Raw genomic sequence first — 24,089 nt, 5'->3', positions numbered from 1 at the left:
CTTGCATATTATTTTCTTTGTTTTTTACGATTCAACAAGCGTGGCAGGGCGATGGTAATCAACAGCAAAATGCCGACCACAATAGTCATGATGATGCCGGGTATATTCGCCAATGCCATACCGTAATTGACTACGCCGAGTGTCAGTACAGCCAGGAACACGCCGACTATGGTACCGGCTCCGCCTGCGATACTGACACCACCCAGGATAACCATGGTAATGATTTCCAGTTCCCAGCCTGTGGCAATATTCGGGCGTGTGCTGCCTATGCGTCCGGTCAACAAAAAGGCGGCCAGTCCGGCCATGGCACCTGTCAGCGTAAACAACATGAAACGGTATTTGTCTACTGATACGCCTGAAAACCTGGCTGCAACCGGATTATTGCCTATGGCATAAATCCTGCGCCCCCAGCTTGTCGCATGCAGAATGATGGCAAACACGACGACAAAGAACAGCAAGATGATGAACTGCCTGGGGATGAAATCAAAAAAGTAACCCTGGCCCCAATCAATCAACAATTGTGGATAAGCCGTGAATGCCTGGTCACCCAGCACCACACTGGCCAACCCGCGAAACAGGGACACGCTGCCTATGGTCACCACGATGGATGGCAGGGCAAAACGTGTGACCAGCAAGCCGTTCAGACTGCCGCAGGCTGCTCCTGTAAAAACGGCAATAAACAGCAGGCTATACGCTGGTAAACCATGTGAATTGGCAAGACCCATGGCTACAGAGCAAAGCGCCAGGATGCCGGAAACTGAAATATCAATCTCGCGACAGATAATCAGCAAGGCCATGGGCAGGGCAATCAGCGCCTTTTCACTGAAGTTGAAGGTGCCATCTGCCAGGTTATGCAAGTCAAAAAAATTCGGCAGCAGCAGGCTATTGATGATGAATGCTGCGACAAACAGCAACGCCAGCAAGGTTTCCCAATGGGAGAAGAATTTTTTGAACTGGAATTCTTCCTTGTCGCGTATGGTATAGCGGGAGCTGTTGGTTGGTGATGTCATGGTGGTCGTGTTCACGTACTACTCCTGATGGCATTTTTCTGCAGCAGTTGCAAAGGCAAAATTTGACGGCTGCCTTTTTTATTGCTGCGTGCATTGATCATGACGGCAGTCAGAATAACCACGCCCGTCAATGCACTTTGCCAGAATGGGGAAATTTTAACGACTGGCAGCGCATTGTTGATGACAGCCAAAAACAAAGAACCTAAAACTGCTCCGGATACCGTGCCGGCACCACCGGCAATATTGATGCCGCCAATGACGCAGGCTGCGATCACGGTGAATTCGAAACCATAGGCAATTTCCGTATAGGCCACGGCATAACGCGCCACCCACAGGTAACCACACAAACCAGCCATCAGGCCCGACAATCCATATGTCCAGAACAGGCGGCGTGGGGTAGGGATGCCAATATAGTTAGCGGCCGTGGGCTGATTGCCAATGGCATACAAATCCCTGCCAAAATGGGTATAACGGGCCAGATACCACATCAGGATAACCACAATGGCAGCAATCCAGACCAAATGCGTAATTCCCAGTAACTGGCTGAGCGGGAAGGCAATGAAGGCGGCAGGCATCTGATGTGACGATACCCAGGCGCCACCGGACAATACAAAGACCAGGCCGCGGTAAACGCTCATGGTGCCCAGTGTGACAACGATAGGCGGCAAGCTCAGGTAACCGATCAGGTAGCCATTGATCAGGCCCAGACCCAGGCCTATGGCCATGGCCACCAATACAATCAGCAACAGCGGCAGATCCGGGAATTTGGATGCCAGCAGGGCCGACATCATGCCTGACAGCGCCAGATTGGAAGCAACAGACAAATCAATACCACGTGTGATGATGACAAACATCTGGGTCACTGCCAGCATGACCAGCAGGGTGCTGTCAGTCAGCAGATTGGACAGACTGGACATGCCAAGGAAGATAGGCGCACGTACGCCAACCAGACCGATCAGCAAGACGATCATCAATCCCAGTAATACTTCCCTTTGCTGCAGGTACTTCAGCAAATACTTCAAACGGTTCATGCTATTTCCTCTGCCATTTCCACTGCTAATGAGTCGCTGCCAGATGCTGCTGCGACGACGCTCTCTGGCGTGGCATGGGCTCTGTCAAATACTTTTTTGATATGTCCCTGATGCATGACGATGACGCGGTCAGACATGCCCAGTACTTCAGGTAATTCGGATGACACCAGAATCACTGACAGGCCGGTCGACACCAGTTCACTGATGAAGCGATGCACGGCAGCTTTGGAGCCGATATCTATGCCCTTGGTTGGTTCATCCAGAATGATGACCTTGGGTTTGGTCGCCAGCCACTTGCCAAGCACAACTTTCTGCTGGTTGCCGCCCGACAGTTCGGCAATCATTTGCGTCAGATGACTGGCTTTCAATTCCAGCTGTTCACTGTAATGCCTGGAAATTGCAGTTTCTTCATTGCGACGTGTTCCCAGCAAGAATCCGATTCTGTCCAGTATGGGCAGGGTGATGTTCTGTTGCACCGACATGGTCAGATGGCCGCCCTGGTGTTGCCGGTCTTCCGGCACATAGGCTATGCCATGGGCGATGGCATCTTTGGCAGATTTGATGTCCAGGATTTTGCCAGCCAGGCTGACACTGCCGCGCACATTGCTGCTGAGCCCGAACAGGGCTTGCATGACTTCTGAACGACCGGCACCAACCAAGCCATAGAATCCCAGTATTTCACCCTGACGCAGGGAGAAATTGATATTGTCGAATTCGGTAGGGTGGCAAAAATCTTTCACTTCCAGCAGGGTTTCGCCTATCGCCACTTCCTGTTTGGGGAAGGTCTGATGGATGGAACGTCCCACCATCAGGGATACCAGATCCGGTTCGGAAATGTCGGCCAATGCACCTTCGGCGACAAAATGGCCATCGCGCAATACTGTGTAGCGGTCTGCCACGGCATAAATTTCATCAAACTTGTGCGAGATGAAAATGACGGCTGTGCCCGCTGCACGCAACTGCCTGATGATGCGATACAGTTCCTGTATTTCCCGTTGTGACAGGGATGCCGTTGGCTCATCCATGATGACCACGCGCGCATCTTGTGACAGGGCACGTGCAATTTCTACAAAGTGGCGCTGTGCCACGCTCAGGTCTTTGACCTTGGCCCGCACTGGCAATGAAACTTCCAGACGGGTAAACAGGCGTTCTGCCTGCGCTTCCATCAATGGCCAGTTCACACGTGCGGGAAAGCCGTGCATGGGCTGCCGGCCTATAAAAATATTTTCAGCCACCGTCAGTTCGTCAAACATGACAGTTTCCTGGTGTACAGCGGTGACACCGGCCAGCATGGCCTGCTGTGGCGTGGCAAACCGGACTTCTTTACCAGCAATATGCATACTGCCGCTGTCCGGCTGGTAAATGCCGGTCAGGGTTTTTACCATTGTAGATTTGCCTGCCCCGTTTTCACCTATCAAGGCCATGACTTCGCCAGCCCGGACATTCAGAGCAACTTCATGTAATGCAACGATGCCCTGGAAGCGTTTGCAAATACCCTTCAGCGTCAGGATAGGCGGGGCCAGCGAACCGTCGGGCGCGATAGGAAACGGATTGTGCTCGTTCGTCATTAACATAAGGCAAGGAGATGATGGATAGGAAAATTCAGCCGTCTGCCTGTCTGCACGCAAGAATTGAATCTGTGACAGACAACTGATTTTCTGTTTGCAGATGACCAGGCGACAGGCGCTCAGGTCAACATTCGTGGGCTTCTTTGCTTAAAATATCTTGGAGAACTGCTCCACATTATCTTTGTTATAGGTGAACGGAGGCGCCATGGCTGCTTCACCATTGACATCAATCTCAATCGTTCCCATACGGCCTATGGTAAAACTGCCGCCAGCCTTGGCGTTCGGGTTACCTTTGACAAATTCATTGGCAATGTAGGTCGCTGCATAGCCAAGATCGATAGGATTCCAGATGGCAAATTCCTTGACAGCGCCGCTTTTAACGTGCCCAGCCATTTCTGACGGCAAGCCCAGGCCGGTAACAAATACCTTGCCGACCAGATGTTCATCCACCACCGCCTTGCTGGCGGCATTGATGCCGACAGTAGAAGGGGAGATGATCACTTTCAGATTGGGATTACTGCGCAGCAGGCCTATCGCTTCACGATAGCTCTTGTCGGACTGATCGTCGCCGTAGACAGTTGCCACCAGTTTCAGGCCGGCAAATTCTGGCTTTTCCAAATCCTTCTTCATCACATTGATCCAGATATTCTGGTTGGTTGCCTGGGCGGATGCCGACAATATGGCGATTTCACCCTTGCCGCCGATGGCATCAGATGCCATCTGCAATTGCTTGAGACCGATCAAATCTGCATTTGACGGGTTCAACTGCATCAACCTGCCTTCTGGTGCAATGCCGCTATCGAAGGAAATAACTTTGATGCCACGCTGCATGGCTTTTTTGGTGATAGGAACCAGCGCATTGGCATCGTTGGCAGAAATGGCGATGGCATTGACTTTCTGGCTGATCAGGGAATTGATGATTTCAATCTGCCCTTCAGCGCTAGGGGTGGTTGGCCCGGTATAAATAATTTCCACATTGCCGATTTGTTTGGCGGCTTCCTTGGCACCTTCATGTGCTGCATCAAAAAAGCCATTTCCCAGATTTTTTACGACAATGGCAATTTTGACCTTATCCGATTTTTGCTCGCAACCCTGCAGTGCGCCCAGCATGCTCAGTGCTATCGCTGCAAGTAATACCTTTCTTCTTTTCATTCCACGGTCTCCGGTTGGAACATGCTTGCTGACTCCATGTCATAAGCCTGATTAAATTTTGTAGCCGGGTACTTGACCGGCATCGTTTCTGGCGCAACGGTAATGACTTTGACGCCAGATTGCTCAAGCAACTGCACGGCAGAATCAGACGCATTGTTATCAGTGATCAGGCAGGAAACACGGTTGAGTCCGCAGAGTATCAAACCGGCCTTCTTGGCGAATTTTGAACTGTCTGCCAGTACGATCAATTCTTCGGCCTGGCTGATCAGACGTTTTTCTGCCTGTATCAGGAGCGGGTCGACTTCCATCAACCCCAGCAGGGACAGCCCATACACGCTCATGAACATCTTGCCGGCATAGTGATGCTGGGTGATGTCGTTATCGAAAGGGCTGAGGATGACATTTTGCTCACGATAGACACGACCACCGGGAACGATGATTTCGTTTTCGCTCGATACCAGCAGACGCTCGGCCATCATGAACGAATTCGTCAGGATTTTCAGCTGTTTGTCGACCAGAAATTCAGCCATCATGAAGGTGGTGGTGCCACCATTGATGATGATGGTTTCGCCATCGCTGCACATATTGCTGGCATAACGCGCAATAGCCCGTTTACGATCAGCGTAGCATTTGATATTGTTTTGAAAGGTTTCGCTGGTCAGCGCTATAGAGCGCTTTTTCTGTTGCAGATTTTCTGCGCCGCCGCGTGTGCGGGTTAACAGATTACGTGCAGCAAGCCAACTTATATCGCGCCGGACGGTTGCCGGGGATGCGCTAAGCCACTCAACCAACTGTTGGACGCTTGCTGAATTGTGCTCGACGAGCAGCTTCAGCAAACGTTTACGACGTTTGTGATTCACCATTTTTGTCTCCATCTGTAGCCGTCTTTTGTCTTTATCGAGGCTTACCACCAGTCATTGCTTTGTAATAATTTGCTGGCATATAACGAGACTAATCACTTAAAAATCGGACGTCAATCAAAAACTGATCAATCAAGTGATTATTTCCCCATTTGGTAATCTGCTACGGACAAAATCAATCATCATGCTGACTATTCCAATTTCAATCAGCGTCTTGATTGCTTCTGTATTGACACTCAATGCTGGCTGTTTTCTACTGACTGCCACTGCCGTACCGGGCCAAAATGCAGTCCAATCACAAACTGCTCAATCGTTCCGGTAACCTCTCAGGAGACCAGGGGGTAAGGCTAAGGAATTTGTCATAAAAATATTAATCAATCACGGAGAGTGTATGACCTCAACGATTCAAACTGAGCAGAAAAAAGCTATCACTTCACTTTGGGACGACGCGTACGCAGCTGGCTTGTCTGAGCCAGAATTATTGCTGTATCGCTCGAATCTGCTCGGCTCTGATATGCGCATTACCAACTTTGGCGGTGGCAATACCTCTGCCAAGGTAATGATGCCGGATTACCTGACTGGCGAGCAGGTAGAAGTACTATGGGTAAAAGGTTCTGGCGGTGATTTGGGAAGCATCAAGATGGATGGCTTCTCGACGCTGTACATGGATAAACTGCATTCCCTGAAAGGCCGCTATCGCGGTCTGGCGCTGGAAGATGAAATGGTGGCTTATTTGCCACATTGCACGTTCAACCTGAACCCACGTGCTGCCAGTATCGATACGCCACTGCATGCGTATATCAATCGCAAGCATGTTGATCACATGCACCCTGATTCAGTCATCGCTATTGCGGCCTGTGCCAATAGCAAGGATTTGACACAAAAAATATTCGAAGGCGAGCTGGGCTGGTTGCCATGGCAGCGTCCTGGTTATGACTTGGGCCTGAAACTGGAAGCAGTTTCCCAAGCACAACCAAATCTGAAAGGCATCATCCTCGAAGGCCATGGTCTGTTCACCTGGGGTGATACTGCCAAGTCTTGCTATGAAACCACATTGGCAATCATCCAGCGTGCAGAATCATGGCTGGAAGAAAACAGCCGCAAGCCAGCATTTGGCGGTGCCAAATACAGCGCGCTGCCAGCTGCAGAGCGTGCCAGCCTGGTTGCCCGTCTGATGCCGGTACTGCGCGGTAAAATCAGTAAGACAGAATTCAAACTCGGCCACTTTGATGACAGCACCACAGTGCTGGATTTTGTGTGCAGCAAAGACTTGCAGGCACTGGCAGCGCTGGGTACATCTTGCCCTGATCACTTCCTGCGCACCAAGATTCGTCCGTTTGTGATTGATTTTGATCCTTCCAATCCTAACTTTGATCAACTTTTGAGCGGTTTGGATGAAGGTCTGAATCAATATCGCGCAGATTATGTTGCGTATTATGAACGTTGCAAGCACGATAATAGCCCGGCAGTGCGCGATGCCAATCCGATTATTTACCTGATACCAGGCATCGGTATGTTGTCTTTTGCGAAAGATAAGGCAACTGCAAGGATCGCTGGCGAGTTTTATGTGAATGCCATCAACGTGATGCGCGGTGCGAATGGCGTTGACAGCTATGTAGGTTTGCCAGAGCAGGAAGCCTTTGATATCGAATACTGGTTGCTGGAAGAAGCCAAACTGCAACGCATGCCCAAGCCGAAAAGTCTGGCTGGCCGTATTGCACTGGTGACTGGTGCTGCCGGTGGCATCGGTCAGGCAGTGGCACGTCAGTTGTTGCAAGAGGGCGCTTGTGTCATGTTGACAGACATCGATGGCGAGGCATTGAGCCAGGCACATCAGGTCTTGTCCAAAGTGGCAGGCAAGGATAATGTGGCGACCATCAGTGCCAACATCACCCGTGAAAGCGATGTCGAAGCCATACTGAGCGAAACGTCCCTGCGATTTGGTGGTATCGATTTGCTGATCTCGAATGCCGGTATTGCATCTTCAGCACCGCTGGATGAAACGACACTGGAAATCTGGGAACGTAATCAGGACATTCTGGTCAAGGGTTACTTCCTGGTCAGTCGCAGCGCATTCCGTATCATGAAGCAGCAGCAAATCGGCGGCAGCATGGTGTTTGTGGCCAGCAAAAATGGTCTGGTTGCTTCTGCTGGTGCATCTGCATATTGCACGGCAAAAGCGGCTGAAATCCACCTGGCACGCTGTATCGCCCTCGAAGGTGCGGCCCATGGCATACGCGTCAATGTGGTCAATCCGGATGCCGTGATCCGCGGTTCCCGCATCTGGGATGGCAAATGGAAAGAAGAGCGCGCTGTCTCGAATAAAATCGATGCAGATGATATCGAAGAATTCTATCGTCAGCGCAGCATGCTGAAACTCAGCGTATTGCCGGAAGATATCGCAGAAGCAGTGTACTTCCTGGCCAGCGACAAGTCTGCCAAGAGCACAGGTAACATTATCAACGTAGATGCAGGCAATGCTGCTGCATTCACGCGCTAAAATATAAAAAGTAGATTGACCTGAATCAAATATCTGATTCAGGTCAGCAATGAGACGGAGACATAAGATGGATAAAGTAATTGACCATGGCCAGGTGGCAGAACATAACGCCAAACTGCAACAGAATCTGGATGCTGACTACGCTGCCCTGGGCAGCATTCTGGCCAGACGCGGACAGGATATCGAACAACTGACAGCCAAAGCCCAGACTTTTGCTGTGGCCCTGCCAAGCTGGGGTGTCGGTACCGGTGGTACCCGCTTTGCACGTTTCCCAGGCAAGGGCGAGCCACGCGATGTCATGGAAAAACTGGAAGACTGTGCTGTCATCCATCAACTGACACAGGCTACACCTACCGTATCCCTGCATTTCCCCTGGGATAAAAGCAGTGATCCGGCTGCCATGCGTGAATTTGCCAGCAAACATGGCCTGGGATTTGATACTGTCAATTCAAACACTTTCCAGGATCAGGCCAATCAGGAACAGACCTATAAATTTGGTAGCCTGACAGCCAATGCCAAAGCCGTGCGCGAGCAGGCGGTAGCACACAATATCGAATGCATAGAATTGGGGCGTGCACTGGGTTCCAAAGGCTTGACCGTATGGGTAGGTGATGGAGCCAACTTCCCGGGGCAGCATAATTTGCGTGGTGCGCTTGAGCGTTATCTCGACAGCATGCGCGACATTTACAAGGCCCTGCCTGCAGATTGGCTGATGTACATCGAGCACAAGCTGTTTGAGCCAGCGTTCTACGCCACCACGATTGCTGACTGGGGCACCAGCTATGCCTGCGCTAATGAGTTGGGCCCTAAGGCAAAATGCCTGGTTGATCTTGGTCACCATGCACCAAATACCAACATAGAAATGATCGTTGCCCGCCTTGCGCAATTTGGCAAACTGGGTGGCTTCCATTTTAATGACAGCAAGTATGGTGATGACGATCTGGATTCTGGCAGTATCAATCCTTTCCAGCTGTTCCTGATTTTCAATGAGCTGGCCGATGTAGCACAGCGTGACGGTGATGCCTTCAAACCATCCTACATGCTGGATCAGTCACATAATGTGACCGATCCTATAGAAAGTCTGATGTCCAGTGCTATCGAAGTACAACGTTCTTTTGTACAGTCTGCACTGGTAGACCGCAAGGCATTGAGCGCATATCAGGAAAACAATGACGTGCTGCTGGCAGCACAAACATTGAAACAGGCTTTCCGCACTGATGTCAGTCCTATCCTGGCCATGGCACGCGCCCGTTCTGGTGCGGCTATTGATCCGGTTGCCTGCTATCGTGCAACTGGCTATCGTGAAAAACAGGCTACACTCCGTCCACCAAAGGCTGGTGCCAGCGGTAGCGGTATAGTCTGATTCAACTCCCTCTGAAGCATATTTGCTGTTGCGCATTCTTGCGTAATGGTGATCTGCTTCAGGGGGATTTTTTCATAGCCATGTCTCCGGATGGAATAGACTTAGCAATAAGCTGATGTCCATTCAGGATAGACGCCTGTTCTCTATTTGTCTGGATTATCATTTTCTATGACCAAGTCTACCTTGCCTGCATTTGCGGTTAACAAATTGCGCACCTGCGTCCTTTTTTCTCTTGTCATGCTATGTGCTGCACCAACAATGGCACAAACCAGGGCAGCAGCGAATTCCCCATCTTTGAAAGAAGTCGTCAAAGCCTTTGCCACGCCACCCGATGATGCACGTCCCATGGTGCGCTGGTGGTGGTTTGGACCATCGGTGGAAAAGAAGCAACTGGAACGCGAAATACTGGACATGAAGGCAGGCGGTTTTGGTGGTTTTGAGATTCAGGCCGTCTACCCCATGGAACTGGATGATGAGGCCAAAGGTACACACAATTATCCGTATTTGTCGAAGCAATTTCTTGAACACGTCAGTTTTGCCAATGACAAGGCACGTGCCAACAAACTCAGGGTTGATATTACGCTGGGCAGTGGCTGGCCATACGGTGGTCCACATGTCACTGTAGGTGATGCTGCCGGTCGTTTGCGGGTGGCTGTGATTGAGCTGCCAGCCGGTAATGAGAGTTTTGCCTTGCCGGCCATCATGAATGGCGAAAAATTATTGGCCAGCTTCGTGGCCGATGGTACGCCAAAACAGTTAGATAGCAGCAAATTGCAGTTATTTGAACCCCAGCTGCTGGCAACTAAAAGTGGCCGTGCAGGCGTCAAGGCTGCTGTCGCTGACCGCGTAGTGGTGTGCTATATCGCCAGCCGTACTGGCCAGCAGGTTAAACGTGCAGCTTTAGGGGCAGAAGGTTTTGTACTTGACCACCTGAGCCGCAACGCCATTGATCATCACCTGAAAACCGTGGCTGAACCACTGTTGAAGGCTTTCGGAAAAAATCCACCATACGCCGTATTTTCTGACAGCCTGGAAGCCTATGGTACCGACTGGACCGATGATTTCCTGGCCGAATTTCAGCGTCGTCGTGGCTATGACCTGAAACCACACCTGCCAAAAATCGAATCTGGCATTGGTGCAGATGCTGCCGCCATACGGCGTGACTGGGCATTGACACAGACCGAACTGGCAAACGAACGTTATCTGGTGCCAGTGAATCAATGGGCCAAAGCCCATGGCACCCGCTTCCGTTCCCAAACCTATGGTGAACCGGCGGTGACCATGTCGAGTAATAAACTGGTTGATTTGCCAGAAGGCGAGGGCTATCAGTTCCGCCAGTTTTCATTTACACGCTGGGCAACATCTGCGGGTCACCTGTATGGCCGCTCCGTCATTTCTGCTGAAACCTGGACCTGGCTGCATTCGCCCGCTTTCAGCGCGACACCGCTGGATATGAAAGTCGAAGCTGATCGCATGCTGTTGCAGGGTGTTAATCAGTTCGTTGGCCATGGCTGGCCCTATACACCACCGGGCACGCTGGAACCTGGCTATGCATTCTATGCTGCGGCGGTATTCAACACCCATCTGCCATGGTGGAATGTCATGCCGGACGTCAATGGCTATTTGCAAAGAATGAGTTATCTGATGCGTCAGGGGAAACCGGCAAATCAGGTGGCCGTATTCCTGCCTACCGATGACGTGTACGCGACCCTGTCTTTGGGCAAGGTGTCTGTGTCGGCAGAAATGGGTAAATATGTGACGCCAGAGCTAAGTGCGCAGGTACTTGATGCCGGGCATAACATTGATTATGTGGATGCCGAATCCATCATGGAACTGGGCATCAATTATCCCGTTCTGATTTTGCCGCATGTGACCCGGCTGGCACCGGCAGTCATTGCCAAATTGAATGATTATGTGCGTGCCGGTGGCAAAATCATTGCGGTTGGCAGCAAACCATCACTGGCACCAGGCTACCTGAATGCAGCGCGCATCAGTGCAGAAGTGCAGACCGCATCAGATGCCCTGTTTGCCAATCAGGACAAGGTCAGCCTGGTCAGCAGCGATAGCGCCGTGGGTGCCGCTTTGAAGGCTGCAGTTCCCGCAGACATGGAGTTGAGTGCTGAAAAAGAAAACATAGGCTTCATTCGTCGACAACTGACTGATTCTGATGTCTATTTCATCGCCAATACTAGCAATCGTGATGTGACCGCGAATGCCGCCTTCCGTAGCAAGTACAAAACAGCTTATTGGTGGAATCCGTATGACGGCAAAATCAGCAATGCCGATGTCAAGCCGACTCTGCGTCTGGCACCATATGAATCACGGGTGCTGGTACTGACCGATACGCCACAAAATGCACAGCAGGAAGCAAAACTGGCAGATGCCACCACCGTTGTTGATTTAAGTCGTGACTGGAAAGTGCAGTTCAGCGAAAAACCACAGGCGGTCAACATGTCCAGTCTGCGTTCATGGACGGAAGATGAAGCAACGCGCTATTTTTCTGGTATCGCAAGCTATACCAAAGACCTGGAATTGAGTGCGGCACAATTAAAGGATAGCAGACTGACGCTGGATTTCGGTCCGGGCACACCATTGGAAGTGACGCCCAAAGTACCAAGCGGCATGCGTGCCATGCTTGACAGCCCGGTACGGGAGGCTGCAGTCGTCTTCGTCAATGGTCAGCGTGCCGGTTCGGTATGGAAACCGCCTTACCAGTTGGATATCAGCAAATTGCTGCGTGCCGGTAATAACCGTCTTGAGATACAGGTCGCCAACCTGGGATTGAATGCGCTGGCCGGCCATGCCTTGCCGGATTATCGCCTGCTGTCTGCCAGGTATGGGCAGCGATTCGTCCCTCAGGACACGCATCTGATACAGGCTCAACCTGCCGGTATTCTTGGAGCAGTCAAATTGATAGGCGCAAAGTTGCAATGAAATTGTTAGCGCGGCGCTGGTTGCGCCATACTGAAATGGTATTTGTCTTGCCTGTGCTTTTGCATCTGGCAGTCGCTGCGGCATTGATGTCCGTATTGATATTGACATCGTTTACCGCAGCGGCAAAAGAAATCAGTGCCGGTACCTACGGTGCCACTGGCGATGGCAAGACGCTCAATACCAGCGCTATACAGAGTGCAATTGATGCTGCTGCCAAAGAAGGTGGTACGCTGACTTTTCCGGCGGGTACCTACCTGACCGGTGCCTTGTTCCTTAAAACAGGTGTGACGCTGCGTCTGGACAAGGGCGTGACTTTGCTGGGTTCACAAAACATACAGGATTATCCTGTCATGCCTACCCGGGTTGCCGGCATAGAGATGAGCTGGCCAGCAGCGCTGATCAATGTGTATGAACAAAACAAGGTTGCCATCACTGGTGAAGGTGTGATTGACGGTGACGGCAAGGTATTCTGGGAAAGTTACTGGAACCTGCGCAAGGCCTATGAACCTCGTGGCCTTAGATGGGCATCGGACTACGATGCCGGTCGCCCTCGCTTGTTACAAATCTATAAGGCATCCGATGTGCGGGTGGGTGACGGCTTGCTGTTGCGTCGCTCAGGTTTCTGGACTTTGCATATCTGTTACTCGAATAAAGTGGTCGTAGATCGCCTCACCATCCGTAATAACGAAGGCGGACATGGCCCATCCACTGACGGCATAGACATCGATTCATCCAAAGACATTCTGGTCCAGCATGCAGACATCGCAGTCAATGATGACGCGATCGTATTGAAGGCCGGGCGGGATTCTGACGGCCTGCGGGTCAATCGCCCAACAGAAGATGTGGTCATACGCGATATCACTGTCCGGGAAGCAGTTGCCGGATTGAGTTTTGGTAGCGAGACTTCAGGTGGATTCCGTCGTATTGAAGCATATCGCTTCACGGTAATGAAAGATGTACCCGTAGGCATACTGTTCAAATCGGCACATACACGTGGTGGTTTCGGCGAAGACCTGAATATCCATGATTTTGTCATGCATGACGTGCCAGTGGTATTGCGCGTGATCATGAACTGGAATCCGCAATACAGCTATGCAAAAATTCCTGATGATGTGAAAGATATCCCAGCTTACTGGAAAGTACTGGTCACGCCGGTACCAGAAAAAGACGGCATATCCAGACTGCGTCGTGTCAATATTTCCGGCATCAAGGCGCGTGGCGCAAAAACCGCCTTTGAAATTGAAGGATACGCGCAAGCGCCGCTTGAAGATTTTAAGCTCAGCAAACTCGATATTGAAGCAAACACCGGTGGTTTTATCCGTTACGTAAAACGCTGGAAAATGTCGGATTCCAGGCTGGTTTTTGAAGATGGCAAACCGGTAAATATTTCCGCAGATTCTGAGGTGTCCGGCCTGAGCGTCAATGGTTCCGGACCTGCAAAATAAGAATGAAGTAAACAACAATAAAATGAAGGAGAGCACTTTGAAATTTCAAAAAAAATACCTGATGCTTGTTAGCCTGGGTTTTGTCGGCAGCATGTTGCCAGCCCTGGCCTGGACGCAGAACTATCCGCTTCCTACGCCAGCCATGCAGGCTATCATCGACAAGGATACTTCGCGTCATTTTGGTGATGCACCTGCTGATGGCGGCCCTCTGGCAACCGATCTGTCTGCAGAACTGGAACCAGCAGCGATAGAAAAAGTCTTGCGCAAGGTGGCGGATTGGCAACTGGCCCGTTCACAGGCGCACTTTGGGCGTATCTGGACATCCAGCGTGATGTACACCGGTTTCATGGCAGCGTCAGAAGCCACAAATGACAGCAAATACAAAGACGCCATGCTGGCCATGAGCCAGCAACATCAATGGCAACTGGCGAAACGCCTGCCGAATGCGGATGACCAGAGTGTGGCGCAGACTTATCTGGATTTGTATTTCCTCAACAAGCAGCCAGAATTTATCACTCCGACCAAAGCTGATCTGGATACCCTGATTGACTTGAAGACCGTCAGACCAGGCGATGACCGTCTGCCATGGTGGTGGTGTGATGCCTTGTTTATGGCACCGCCGGTATGGGCGAAAATGTATGTGGCAACAGGTGAGCGCAAATACCTGGATTATGTCCATACCCAATGGAAAAACACTTACGATCTGCTGTACGACAAGCAAGAACACCTGTACGCACGCGATGTCAGCTATATCAACAAGACCGAACCCAATGGTAAGAAAATTTTCTGGTCACGTGGCGAAGGCTGGGTCATGGGTGGTATAGCCAGAACACTGGACTACATCCCCAAAGATGACCCGCAACGTCCTTTCTACATACAGCAGTTACGTGAAATGTCAGCCCGCATAGCACAGCTCCAGGATGAAAACGGACTGTGGCATGCCGGTTTGCTGGATCCCGCTACGTATCCCTTGCCTGAAATTTCTGGCTCGGCCCTGTTTGTATATGGCATGGCTTACGGCATCAATCGCGGCATTCTTGACCCCAAGGAATACCAGCCAGTAATCGCCAGGGCATGGAAGGGTATCCTGAAGCACGTGTATGCAGATGGCAGGTTGGGCGGCATACAGCAGACCGGTGCCGAACCAGCCTTTTACAGGCCAGCATCCAGCTTTGATTATGGTGTCGGCGGCTTCATGCTGGCCGCTGCCGAATTGAAGAAGATGGTCACAGTCAAACCAGCGAAATAACAGCAGGAGAGCCATCCATGATAACGCGTGCTTTCCGGATGAAACTGAAACCAGGCAATGTAGAGGAATATCACCGTCGTCACGATAATTTGTGGCCAGATCTGGCAGATGCATTGCGCGCTGCCGGTATCTATGATTATTCCATTTTTCTGGATGAAGAGACTTTGCATCTGTTTGGCGTACTCAAATTGCACCCTGATCATCAGATCAATGATTTGCCCAAGCATCCTGTCATGCAACGCTGGTGGGATTATATGGCAGACCTGATGGAAGTCGAGGCGGATAACCGTCCCAAACAATTGGCATTGAAACCTGTGTTTTATTTCGAGTAAATAAAAAATCGCCAGTCCATAATCTGATATGGGCTGGCGATTTTGATATGTATTTTTCAGTTTATTTTACTGCTTATTTCCCTTGTGACTGGCTGTCGGCTTGCAGTATTTTTTTGTCCCTCAGCCATTCTTCGGCGCGATGCGGCCATTCCGATGCATTGCCGTTACCAAGTCGCATCGCCATGCCATGTGTGCCACGTTCAAACAAGAGCATTTCCGCCGGTACACCAGCTTTGGTCAGAGCCTGATAAAACAGGATACTGTTTTCGACCGGGACAGTTTTATCATTCTGGGTATGGATCAACAGAGTAGGGGGTGTCGTGCTGCTCACCTGTTTTTCCAGCGACATCAGCTGCATGGATTCTGCACTGGGCGATGCACCCAGCAAGGCTTTGCGTGATCCGGCATGTACCGACGGGTCTTGCATGGTAATCACGGGATACATCAGTATCATGAAGTCAGGGCGTGCATTGACGCCGTCAAGTGCGGCACCAGTGCGGCCCAGGGGGTGATCAAACAGGGTGCCGGCACTGGCTGCCAGATGGCCACCCGCCGAACTTCCCATCACACCGATGCGATTGGGATCTATACCATATTGCGCTGCGCTGGAACGCACCAGACGAATGGCACGCAAGACATCCTGCAAAGGGGCAGGGTGGCCAAATTCGGCCAGGCGGGATTTAAGCACAAAACTGCTGACACCCAGGGTACTGAGCCAGTGCGCATATTGCTCGCCTTCACGCAGGGTAGACAGACGTACATAGCCGCCGCCGGGGCAAATGATCACGACGCTACCATTTTTTCTGTCGGCAGCAGCGGGATAAAAAGTCAGGTTTGGTTCGCTGACATTCGAAGTGCGGCCATCAGCCACCTGTTCTGGCCCTATATTTTTCGCGCCCGGTACGCCTTCTGGCCACAAGCTGATGGCACTGGATTGTGCATGAGAAGAAATGCTCGACAAGGTCAGTAACAAAGTGAAAAAAAGTCGTTTCATGGCAGTAAATGAAGTATGTTATAAAAAAAATCCGGCTATCCTGTGTAAAGCGGTTTTGTATCAATACAAAAATATCTATTCCATTTGAGAAAGAACATCATGCGTCAACTTTCCCGTTTTTTGAAGCCTTTTCAATTATCAGTATTGCCTGTGGCATCCATTCTGTCTGTTATGGCCATTCCTGTTGCCAATGCGGATGAACTGTTCAATGGCCGCGATTTCAAGGGGTGGGAAATCCAAACTACACCGGCAAGCAAGATTGAAGAAGTCTTCAGTATTACAGCGGATGGTGTGATTGCTTCTGCTGGCAAACCTTCAGGTTACATTGCTACGACGGAAAGCTATAAAAATTTTACGCTACATGCAGAATGGCGCTGGACAGCTGCCCCTGGCAATGGTGGCGTGTTGATACACATCAGTTCTGGCCCCAAAGACAAAGTCTGGCCGCTTAGTCTGCAAATCCAGACCAAATACAAAAATGTTGGCGACCTGCTGCCCATGGCTGGTGCCAGCTTTGCCGAACCTCTGACTACGGCCGAGGGAGCCTATCCTCCCATCAAGGCAAAACTGGCTGATAGCGAAAAACCGGTCGGCGAATGGAATAGCTGCGACATTCTTGCCAAAGATGGATCGGTTGAAGTCAGGATCAATGGCATATTACAAAACAAAATCAGCAAATCCAGTCCGGATTCTGGCCACATCGGCTTTCAGCTTGAAGGCACCGCGTATGAACTGCGCAATGTGCGCATACAAAAACTCGATTGATGATCGATTGATGATCGATTGATGGCCGATTGATACGGGATTAATACACGATTAATGTCTGCAAGCCAGGCCATGTTCGCCACATGACCTGGACAGCTTGGTCAATTGGATACAGGAATAATGCAGATATTCAGTGTCCGGTTGTCTGCCGACAGCATGGCCGACTGGATTTCTATCTTCTTGCCATCCGGGCTGAATGTTGGGTGAGGGTGATCAGCCGCTGTATCCTTGTGTCCGGTGCTGAGCAGGCTCATCTTGCCGCTTAAGCGGTCTATCAGATAGATGCTGCGGCTGAAATCATCGCCGACAGCCCAGCGTCCATCACTTGATCCATGCACATGCCATAAGCCGCTGCCTGATGGTGTTTGCCCAGCAATACGCATTTCACGTGTACGTAAATTCACAATGGCAAGACCACTGGGTTTTTCGCGTGTGCCGGCATTGCCCCAACCCGGATCTTGCCCCGGATTGGCACCTTCAACGGCAGTGCCCTTGTTGGCACTATTATTTGTTCCACCGATACTGCGATGGCCCATAATCGCTATCGCCACTTCATCTTTTGAAATGACTGCTTCGTGGGTCACCCATTCATAGTCAGCTTCAGGATACAGCGGGCGCAAGCCACTGCCGTCTGCCATCACCACCCAGGTGCGTTGAGGTGATTTGCCACCAGTTTCCCAGCAAAAAATGATTTCACCCGGATTCCACAGGTTCGCCTGAATATGGCCGATCTGGAAGGGTACTGAAACAACATGGCGGATTTCACCCGTCTTCACATGCATTTTTGCAATGCCGCCGGGGCCGGCACCCATGTTTCTGGGGCCGAAGCTTTTCTCTATGCGTGCATTTTTTGCCAGGTATTTTGCTGCCTCCTGCGACGTCTCGCGGAAGTATATCCATTCATCGGCAGCATCCAGCGCCAGGTCGGCAGCTTGTCCGACTTCAGCAGGTACTATGCCGCATATACGTTGGTAGCTTTCTGCCGGCTTCATCTTGCCAGCTTTGCTATCGGCAAATACCGCAGCAAGATCAACCTCTATCAGTTCTACCGGCGAGGCCTGACGTGGCCGACCAGTTTTTCCTTCTCGTGGCGATTTATCCGTGCTGCGCATGAAATACAGTTTCATGGCACGTGTCGACACATTCAACATGCCTGTATAGCCGCCTTCAGATACCTGTACGATATCCCCGGTTTGTTCATTGACGGCCATCGCTTCACCTTTTGCGATACCTGAGCGAAAGATCACCCATTGCCCATCGGAAGTCCATTGTGGATGGGTAGGATAGATTTTTGAATCACCATGCGGCTGGCTGGTCAGAAAGGTCAGCATGACTCCAGTAACCGGGTCTTTGACCACTTTGCGTTCACTGGGGAAACGATGCCCTATTTGCGCAAAGGCTGATGTGGACAACAGGCAGAACAAGCACAGGAAAAAATTCAGAAAAAGACTCGGTATGCGAGCAGGCAAGATACGAACAGAGATACGAACAAATAAGCGCTTCATGGAATTTTGATATGTGTGGGAGTAATCGGTTAAATCCCGGATACGCATTTTCTCAACATGCTTGAGTGGAATGGCATCAGTGCTGCCTATTGTGCTTGGTTTTCAGGCAGTTTTTTCATAATTTGCACTGCACAATCAATAGTGATCATTTTTTTGATTCTTTAGGCAAGTCTTGCAGTCAGTTACAAGCTCTCGAATAAAATGAAATCATATGTTGAGGCTGTTGATTTACCCATATGCACTCACGTGTATGATGACCTTCAGTCTTTCGCTACCTGACGATACTTAACCATTATTCCTGTCATCCATTTATGAATACCAGTATGTCTGCGGTACGCCGCCTGATCTGTGTGAGTGTGCTGGGCTGGACTTGTTCTGCCCCGGCGCAAACTACGCCGCCACCAGCGGTGAATACCGATCCCAATGCAGCAGCACGTATCGTATTGCCGGAACCGGCGAATCCGCAATTGCCTTCAGTTTTTTTTATCGGTGATTCAACCGTGCGCAATGGCCGGGATGATGGTCAGAACAAGGGCGCGGAAGGGCAGTGGGGTTGGGGTAATCCTATCAAGGCTTATTTTCAGACGGATAAAATCAATGTCGTCAACCGCGCCATCGGCGGTCTTAGCAGCCGCACTTATCTGACTGGCGGGCACTGGCAAAGAAGCCTGGCATTGATGAAGCAGGGTGATTTTGTCGTCATGCAATTTGGCCACAATGATAATGGCCCCTTGAACGATACCAGCCGTGCAAGAGGGACCATCAAAGGCATCGGTGAAGAGGCTGAAGAAATCGATAACCTGCTGACAAAATTGCCAGAAACAGTACACAGCTACGGCTGGTATTTACGCAAATTTATTGCCGAGGCCAGAGCCAAAGGCGTGCAGGCCATCGTATGTTCTCCCATACCTCGCAAGAACTGGGATGCAAATGGAAAAATAAATCGCAGCAAAGCCAGCTATGGCGGTTGGGCTGAACAGGTGGCGAAACAGGAAAAAGCGGATTTCATCGATCTGAATGAAAACATCGCCGCTGCCTATGACATCATGGGTAAGGATGAGGTGATGAAACTGTTCCCCGTAGTGACACCGGATGAACATACCCACACCAATCTGGCCGGTGCAGAATTCAATGCACGTGTGGTCGTGACTGGTATCAAGACCCTGCAATATGCACAGTTGAAGAACTATTTGAATGATAAATCGGTCGACATCAAATCGACTGCAGCTTCACAAAAATAGTAATTCAGGAAATCATATTCATGTTTCATTTGCAAACAGTTTCGCGCCCGGCTTGCAAGATTACTGCCGTCGTTATTGCGGTAGTTGTTGCAATGGTGTCTGCCTTGCCTGCGGTAGCACAATCCAGCGAAGCCACTTGTAGTCTATGGGGCAGGGCTGGAAAACTGATTTACCAGGATGATTTTGATAAAGATCTGCGACAGTGGCAGGTAGAGTCTGCCGACACAAAGAATTCCGACATCAGTGTTGCCAATCACCAGCTTTTGATTGATGCAGCGAAGGGTGCTACGGTGTGGTTCAAGCAAAAATTATCCGGCGATATCTTGATCAGGTACACCCGCAGGGTCGTCATGGAGCAGGGGCGCAATGACCGGCTGTCTGACCTGAATCAATTCTGGATGGCGACCGACCCGCGTAATCAAAACATCTTTACCCGTAAGGGCGTTTTTGAGCAATACGATGATTTACGCCTGTATTACGCGGGCATAGGCGGCAACACCAATACCACGACCAGGTTTCGTAAATACCAGGGCAATGGTGAACGTAGCTTGCTGACCGAGTTGAATGAACGCGACACCTTATTGCAGGCGAACCGCGACTACGTCATAGAAACTACGGTGTACCAAGGCTGCACACGCGTTTTGGTCGATGGCAAAGTGTTCTTTTCATACAGGGACAAAGATGCCTTGCGGGATGGCTACTTTGGATTCCGGACCACCCAATCCCGGCAACAAGTACGTGATTTCAAGATTTACCAGTTGGAATGAATACCCGCAAGATTTATTTATAGAGCAAAAAAGATGATAAAGATGAGACAAAAAAACCAGTCAGGCCTGCGTTCAACATTGAAATTATTGGCCATCGCAGGCATCAGTTGCATGCTGCCATTAAGTATGGGCATGAGCACGGCAGTAGCCGCAGGCAAAACAAACAATACAGGCAAGCCAGCCAATGACGTGACAGCGCCACTGCATTTGATGCAACCAGATTACCCCACACCATACGGGCAACCGACAGCAGAAGATGTCAAGAAAGTGCTGTACCGTGTGCATACCTATCTGGACAATGTTACGCCTGCCAAAATTATTGATGGCAAAACAAAAAAGCAGATTACTGATTTTTCCCAGATCAATGACGATACGATACTAGCCCCGGGCGATTATCGCCTGACCAGCTACGAATGGGGCGTCACCTACGCAGGCATGCTGCTGGCCGGCAGTGCCACGGGTGATAAACGTTTCAGCAATTACGCCAGTGAACGCCTTGGTTTGCTGGCTGATCTGGCACCGCATTACATTGCCCGACTGAAGGCCAATCCGAAGAGCCCTTCACCTATCCGTTCATTGTTGCAGCCCCATGCACTGGATGATGCGGGTGCCATGTGTGCCGCCATGATCAAAGCCACCAGGGAAGGCGTGTCCAATAAACTGTCCAGCCTGATTGATATTTGCAGCAGCTACGTCAGCACCAAAGAGTTCCGTCTACCGGATGGCACGTTGGCCCGTAACCGTCCGCAACCGAATACCTTGTGGCTGGATGATCTGTTCATGAGCGTGCCCGCCCTGGCGCAAATGGGAAAATTAACTGGCGACACCAAATATTATGACGATGCCGTAAAACAGGTCAAACTGTTTTCTGACCGTATGTTCAACAAAGAAAAAGGCGTGTACATGCATGGCTGGGTGCAGGATATGGGTGTGCATCCGCAATTCCACTGGGCCAGGGCTAACGGCTGGGCCGTCATGACCATGGTTGAATTGCTGGATGTACTGCCACCAGACCATCCTGGCTATGCCGACGTATTGGCGCAATTGCAGGCCCATGTCAAAGGTCTGGCGTCCTATCAACACGGCACAGGCTTCTGGCACCAACTGCTGGACCGTAATGACAGTTACCTGGAAACGTCTGCCACTGCCATCTACACCTATGCCATGGCACACGCCATCAATCGCGGCTTTATTGATAAACGTGCTTATGCACCAGTAGTCATGCTGGCATGGAATGCGGTAGCCAGCAAAGTGACGCAAAAAGGCCAGGTGGAAGGTACTTGCGTCGGTACTGGCATGGGCTTTGATCCAGCGTTTTACTACTATCGTCCAGTGAATGTGTTTGCGGCGCATAGCTACGGCCCGGTATTGCTGGCCGGTGCAGAAGTCATCAACCTGATGAAGGCCAACACCTTTGAAATCAATGACAGTTCATTGCAGCTCAAAGTAAGCAAGCCATAATGAAGTGATCGGGCGAGGCATTTCAGACACGAAGAAATGCCTCGTTGATCAAACAGAGACAGCAGGGAAGTGAGTATCAATTTCCCTGACCAGCACTTCTTCGGTTTTGTCTATCAGCACATGTGCAGTGCAGCTCATGCAGGGGTCAAAACTTTGTATCGTGCGCTGTATGTCTATGCCACTGAAATCACTGGCATTGCTAAAACTGCTTTCTATGATAGGCGTATTCTGTAAAGCCATTTCCAGTGGACCAGGCTCATGTCCCGGCGTGCAGGTACCAACATTGATACGTGAAGGTATGGCGATCTGGTAATTGTCGATGACATGCTCCCTGATCACTGCCCAGTGCGCCAGGAAGCCGCGACTGGCCCCCCATAAGCCCACACCCAGTTGTACCCCAGGCTTGTTGTTGTCGAGCGCTACATGGGTCAGGGTTTCACCCTTGCGTATCAATTGTCCGGCAATGGCAATGTTTTCCTGGGTAACTGAAAAATTGAATGCCAGTGAATAGGCGCGCGCACGATTGCGCTCAAAAGCATTCCAGACTGGCGGTATACGCCATTGCATAGCCAAGCCTGTGCCACCACTGACAGGCAGGCAAAATTCCAGGCTGCGACCAGTTGCTGCAACAAATGGATTGTCGGGGATTTTGCGGGCGGCTGCCGTCAGGTACAACCGGGCATAGGCACCCACTTCAAAATTATGTCCGCGCCAGCTTAAGCTGGAACCCCAGCTATACGCCTGGGGATTCAGACTCTTGGGGTTTTGGGTACGCTTGTTCCATGGATGATAGGCCGAGACAGGGTTGCCCAGCGGATCAGCTTTGATGAGATCTTGTTCATCTTGACTGCGCTGCTGGAAAGAATAATCGAGAAACTCTTCCATACCCGCATTCAAGAGACTCAGGCGAGTGCACAGCAATTCGCCGCGTATCATCACGGCTGGTGTGGACCAGCGTTTTTCTCCCCAGGCATCGCAATGTGCGTAGCTGCCATCATAGTGATCGGGGTGATCCCATTGACCAAAATCCAGCATGGATGCCACCGAGCGTCCTATGTCTTCATACAGCGGATTGGCATCCAACATGAAATCAAATACCTCATCCCACACCGCTGCTGTCTTGCGACTATACGATGCAAAGGGTTGCAGGATACGGCTGAAGTCTGCCATTTTTCCGGCATCCACATGAATGCTCACACCACCGGGAATGATGGATTCTGAATGCGGATATTTGCCACCCAGCACAGTATATGCCTGGCGCGCCAGCGCAACCATATGCAGGGCTTCGCGGTATAGCGCACCGCCCTTGTTCAGGTCGTGCAAAATGTCGCTGACATGCTGATAACCGTGAAGCTGCTGATGACGGCAATGACTCTGGCAGGCTTTTACCCATATCTCTGGATTGCTTTGTTCTATCACTTGCTGTGAATAATCAGGACCGGCCAATACAAACAGATGCATGCAATTGTCATTCAGGTATTGGCAACTGAGCAGCAGATTACGCAAGACTATGCCCAATGGAGGAGGCTTCAGACCCAGCGCCATTTCCAGACACAATGCAGAAGCGGTCGCATGCACGCCGCCGCAAATGCCGGATGCGGTTGCGCTTACCATGCCTACCTGTTTCAACGCACGACCGGGCAGCAATGATTCATATCCTTTGAACAGAGTCGCCATGGATGCGCTATTAAGGACGGTACGGCTTTCAAGATCAACCCGACAATGTACGGCAAGTGCGCCTTCCAGCCGACTCAGTGGATCGACTTTGGCTGTCATGCTGGCCTTGTTCTTTTGCCTGATCAGCCGCATCAGGTCAGCATCTATCCCATTTTCTGCTGTTACGCTGACTGTATCTGTGCGCTGTGTCTGTTGTTCTGAATCCAGATCCATGCTGTTTCCTTATCACTTGCGG

General features: G+C 50.8%; 18 protein-coding genes. 10 read left to right on the top strand and 8 right to left on the bottom strand.

Annotation, left to right across the window (positions count from 1 at the left end):
* Nucleotides 1-8: 8 nt before the first annotated feature.
* The 5 genes from H8L32_RS06960 to H8L32_RS06940 form a co-directional block, all read right to left on the bottom strand.
* A complete protein-coding gene (locus H8L32_RS06960; RefSeq protein WP_329605158.1) occupies nucleotides 9-1,025 on the bottom strand; it encodes an ABC transporter permease in 1,017 nt (338 codons plus the stop codon).
* Nucleotides 1,022-2,041: an ABC transporter permease gene (locus H8L32_RS06955; RefSeq protein WP_186946449.1), complete on the bottom strand. Its 1,020-nt coding sequence runs from the start codon at nucleotides 2,039-2,041 to the stop codon at nucleotides 1,022-1,024. Before H8L32_RS06955 ends, H8L32_RS06960 begins: the two co-directional genes overlap by 4 nt.
* Entirely contained in the window at nucleotides 2,038-3,615 is a 1,578-nt protein-coding gene (locus tag H8L32_RS06950; protein ID WP_186946448.1) for a sugar ABC transporter ATP-binding protein, read from the bottom strand. The genes H8L32_RS06955 and H8L32_RS06950 overlap by 4 nt, the downstream gene beginning before the upstream one ends.
* Before the next feature lie 141 nt (nucleotides 3,616-3,756).
* A complete protein-coding gene (gene rhaS / locus H8L32_RS06945) occupies nucleotides 3,757-4,761 on the bottom strand; it encodes a rhamnose ABC transporter substrate-binding protein (RefSeq protein WP_186946447.1) in 1,005 nt (334 codons plus the stop codon).
* Nucleotides 4,758-5,624 (bottom strand): DeoR/GlpR family DNA-binding transcription regulator, encoded by an 867-nt coding sequence (locus H8L32_RS06940; protein WP_186946446.1) that lies wholly within the window; start codon nucleotides 5,622-5,624, stop codon nucleotides 4,758-4,760. The genes rhaS and H8L32_RS06940 overlap by 4 nt, the downstream gene beginning before the upstream one ends.
* Nucleotides 5,625-6,012: 388 nt before the next feature.
* Here H8L32_RS06940 and H8L32_RS06935 point away from each other — a divergent pair, with 388 nt between their 5' ends.
* From H8L32_RS06935 to rhaM, 6 genes are all read left to right on the top strand, one after another.
* On the top strand, nucleotides 6,013-8,121 hold the full coding sequence (locus tag H8L32_RS06935) for a bifunctional rhamnulose-1-phosphate aldolase/short-chain dehydrogenase (RefSeq protein ID WP_186946445.1): 2,109 nt from the start codon (nucleotides 6,013-6,015) through the stop codon (nucleotides 8,119-8,121).
* A 67-nt stretch (nucleotides 8,122-8,188) separates the two neighbouring features.
* Entirely contained in the window at nucleotides 8,189-9,484 is a 1,296-nt protein-coding gene (rhaI, locus tag H8L32_RS06930) for an L-rhamnose catabolism isomerase (RefSeq protein ID WP_186946444.1), read from the top strand.
* Between the two features lie 168 nt (nucleotides 9,485-9,652).
* The gene (locus H8L32_RS06925) at nucleotides 9,653-12,418 is read left to right on the top strand and encodes a glycosyl hydrolase (protein WP_230412103.1); all 2,766 of its coding nucleotides are present in this window, start codon (nucleotides 9,653-9,655) and stop codon (nucleotides 12,416-12,418) included.
* On the top strand, nucleotides 12,415-13,863 hold the full coding sequence (locus H8L32_RS06920) for a glycoside hydrolase family 28 protein (protein WP_230412102.1): 1,449 nt from the start codon (nucleotides 12,415-12,417) through the stop codon (nucleotides 13,861-13,863). Before H8L32_RS06925 ends, H8L32_RS06920 begins: the two co-directional genes overlap by 4 nt.
* A 37-nt stretch (nucleotides 13,864-13,900) precedes the next feature.
* A complete protein-coding gene (locus H8L32_RS06915) occupies nucleotides 13,901-15,112 on the top strand; it encodes a glycoside hydrolase family 88/105 protein (RefSeq protein ID WP_230412101.1) in 1,212 nt (403 codons plus the stop codon).
* Nucleotides 15,113-15,129: 17 nt separating this feature from the next.
* Nucleotides 15,130-15,444 (top strand): L-rhamnose mutarotase, encoded by a 315-nt coding sequence (gene rhaM, locus H8L32_RS06910; protein WP_186946443.1) that lies wholly within the window; start codon nucleotides 15,130-15,132, stop codon nucleotides 15,442-15,444.
* Nucleotides 15,445-15,517: 73 nt separating this feature from the next.
* On the opposite strand, the gene H8L32_RS06905 is transcribed toward rhaM, so the two are convergent.
* The gene (locus H8L32_RS06905; protein ID WP_186946442.1) at nucleotides 15,518-16,438 is read right to left on the bottom strand and encodes an alpha/beta hydrolase; all 921 of its coding nucleotides are present in this window, start codon (nucleotides 16,436-16,438) and stop codon (nucleotides 15,518-15,520) included.
* A gap of 99 nt (nucleotides 16,439-16,537) precedes the next feature.
* Here H8L32_RS06905 and H8L32_RS06900 point away from each other — a divergent pair, with 99 nt between their 5' ends.
* Nucleotides 16,538-17,203, top strand: a complete 666-nt coding sequence (locus H8L32_RS06900; RefSeq protein ID WP_186946441.1) for a 3-keto-disaccharide hydrolase — start codon at nucleotides 16,538-16,540, stop codon at nucleotides 17,201-17,203.
* Between the two features lie 101 nt (nucleotides 17,204-17,304).
* On the opposite strand, the gene H8L32_RS06895 is transcribed toward H8L32_RS06900, so the two are convergent.
* Complete coding sequence (locus tag H8L32_RS06895) at nucleotides 17,305-18,708, bottom strand: hypothetical protein (protein WP_230412100.1); 1,404 nt, start codon at nucleotides 18,706-18,708, stop codon at nucleotides 17,305-17,307.
* A gap of 311 nt (nucleotides 18,709-19,019) precedes the next feature.
* On the opposite strand from H8L32_RS06895, the gene H8L32_RS06890 reads away from it, so the two are divergent.
* From H8L32_RS06890 to H8L32_RS06880, 3 genes are read left to right on the top strand one after another with little or no spacing between them, the layout of a single operon-like run.
* On the top strand, nucleotides 19,020-19,949 hold the full coding sequence (locus H8L32_RS06890; RefSeq protein WP_186946440.1) for a rhamnogalacturonan acetylesterase: 930 nt from the start codon (nucleotides 19,020-19,022) through the stop codon (nucleotides 19,947-19,949).
* Between the two features lie 20 nt (nucleotides 19,950-19,969).
* Nucleotides 19,970-20,716 (top strand): DUF6250 domain-containing protein, encoded by a 747-nt coding sequence (locus H8L32_RS06885; protein ID WP_186946439.1) that lies wholly within the window; start codon nucleotides 19,970-19,972, stop codon nucleotides 20,714-20,716.
* A gap of 42 nt (nucleotides 20,717-20,758) precedes the next feature.
* Entirely contained in the window at nucleotides 20,759-22,177 is a 1,419-nt protein-coding gene (locus tag H8L32_RS06880) for a glycoside hydrolase family 88/105 protein (protein ID WP_222619255.1), read from the top strand.
* 48 nt (nucleotides 22,178-22,225) lie between these two features.
* On the opposite strand, the gene H8L32_RS06875 is transcribed toward H8L32_RS06880, so the two are convergent.
* Nucleotides 22,226-24,067, bottom strand: a complete 1,842-nt coding sequence (locus H8L32_RS06875) for a nickel-dependent hydrogenase large subunit (RefSeq protein WP_186946438.1) — start codon at nucleotides 24,065-24,067, stop codon at nucleotides 22,226-22,228.
* Nucleotides 24,068-24,089: the final 22 nt, after the last annotated feature.

It is taken from the genome of Undibacterium hunanense, assembly GCF_014284335.1.
Lineage (GTDB): Bacteria > Pseudomonadota > Gammaproteobacteria > Burkholderiales > Burkholderiaceae_D > Undibacterium > Undibacterium hunanense.
Note: the sequence above shows the minus strand (reverse complement) of the source record. Positions and strands in the feature narration are given on the sequence as shown.

Bases quoted from the DNA above. Each gene is read 5' to 3' on its own strand.
- H8L32_RS06935 (WP_186946445.1), top strand. From the start codon at position 6,013: ATGACCTCAACGATTCAAACTGAGCAGAAAAAAGCTATCACTTCACTT.
- H8L32_RS06890 (WP_186946440.1), top strand. From the start codon at position 19,020: ATGAATACCAGTATGTCTGCGGTACGCCGCCTGATCTGTGTGAGTGTG.
- rhaM (WP_186946443.1), top strand. From the start codon at position 15,130: ATGATAACGCGTGCTTTCCGGATGAAACTGAAACCAGGCAATGTAGAG.
- H8L32_RS06925 (WP_230412103.1), top strand. From the start codon at position 9,653: ATGACCAAGTCTACCTTGCCTGCATTTGCGGTTAACAAATTGCGCACC.
- H8L32_RS06880 (WP_222619255.1), top strand. From the start codon at position 20,759: ATGAGACAAAAAAACCAGTCAGGCCTGCGTTCAACATTGAAATTATTG.
- rhaI (WP_186946444.1), top strand. From the start codon at position 8,189: ATGGATAAAGTAATTGACCATGGCCAGGTGGCAGAACATAACGCCAAA.
- H8L32_RS06905 (WP_186946442.1), bottom strand. From the start codon at position 16,438: ATGAAACGACTTTTTTTCACTTTGTTACTGACCTTGTCGAGCATTTCT.
- H8L32_RS06955 (WP_186946449.1), bottom strand. From the start codon at position 2,041: ATGAACCGTTTGAAGTATTTGCTGAAGTACCTGCAGCAAAGGGAAGTA.
- H8L32_RS06875 (WP_186946438.1), bottom strand. From the start codon at position 24,067: ATGGATCTGGATTCAGAACAACAGACACAGCGCACAGATACAGTCAGC.
- rhaS (WP_186946447.1), bottom strand. From the start codon at position 4,761: ATGAAAAGAAGAAAGGTATTACTTGCAGCGATAGCACTGAGCATGCTG.
- H8L32_RS06940 (WP_186946446.1), bottom strand. From the start codon at position 5,624: ATGGTGAATCACAAACGTCGTAAACGTTTGCTGAAGCTGCTCGTCGAG.
- H8L32_RS06885 (WP_186946439.1), top strand. From the start codon at position 19,970: ATGTTTCATTTGCAAACAGTTTCGCGCCCGGCTTGCAAGATTACTGCC.
- H8L32_RS06950 (WP_186946448.1), bottom strand. From the start codon at position 3,615: ATGTTAATGACGAACGAGCACAATCCGTTTCCTATCGCGCCCGACGGT.
- H8L32_RS06920 (WP_230412102.1), top strand. From the start codon at position 12,415: ATGAAATTGTTAGCGCGGCGCTGGTTGCGCCATACTGAAATGGTATTT.
- H8L32_RS06895 (WP_230412100.1), bottom strand. From the start codon at position 18,708: ATGAAGCGCTTATTTGTTCGTATCTCTGTTCGTATCTTGCCTGCTCGC.
- H8L32_RS06900 (WP_186946441.1), top strand. From the start codon at position 16,538: ATGCGTCAACTTTCCCGTTTTTTGAAGCCTTTTCAATTATCAGTATTG.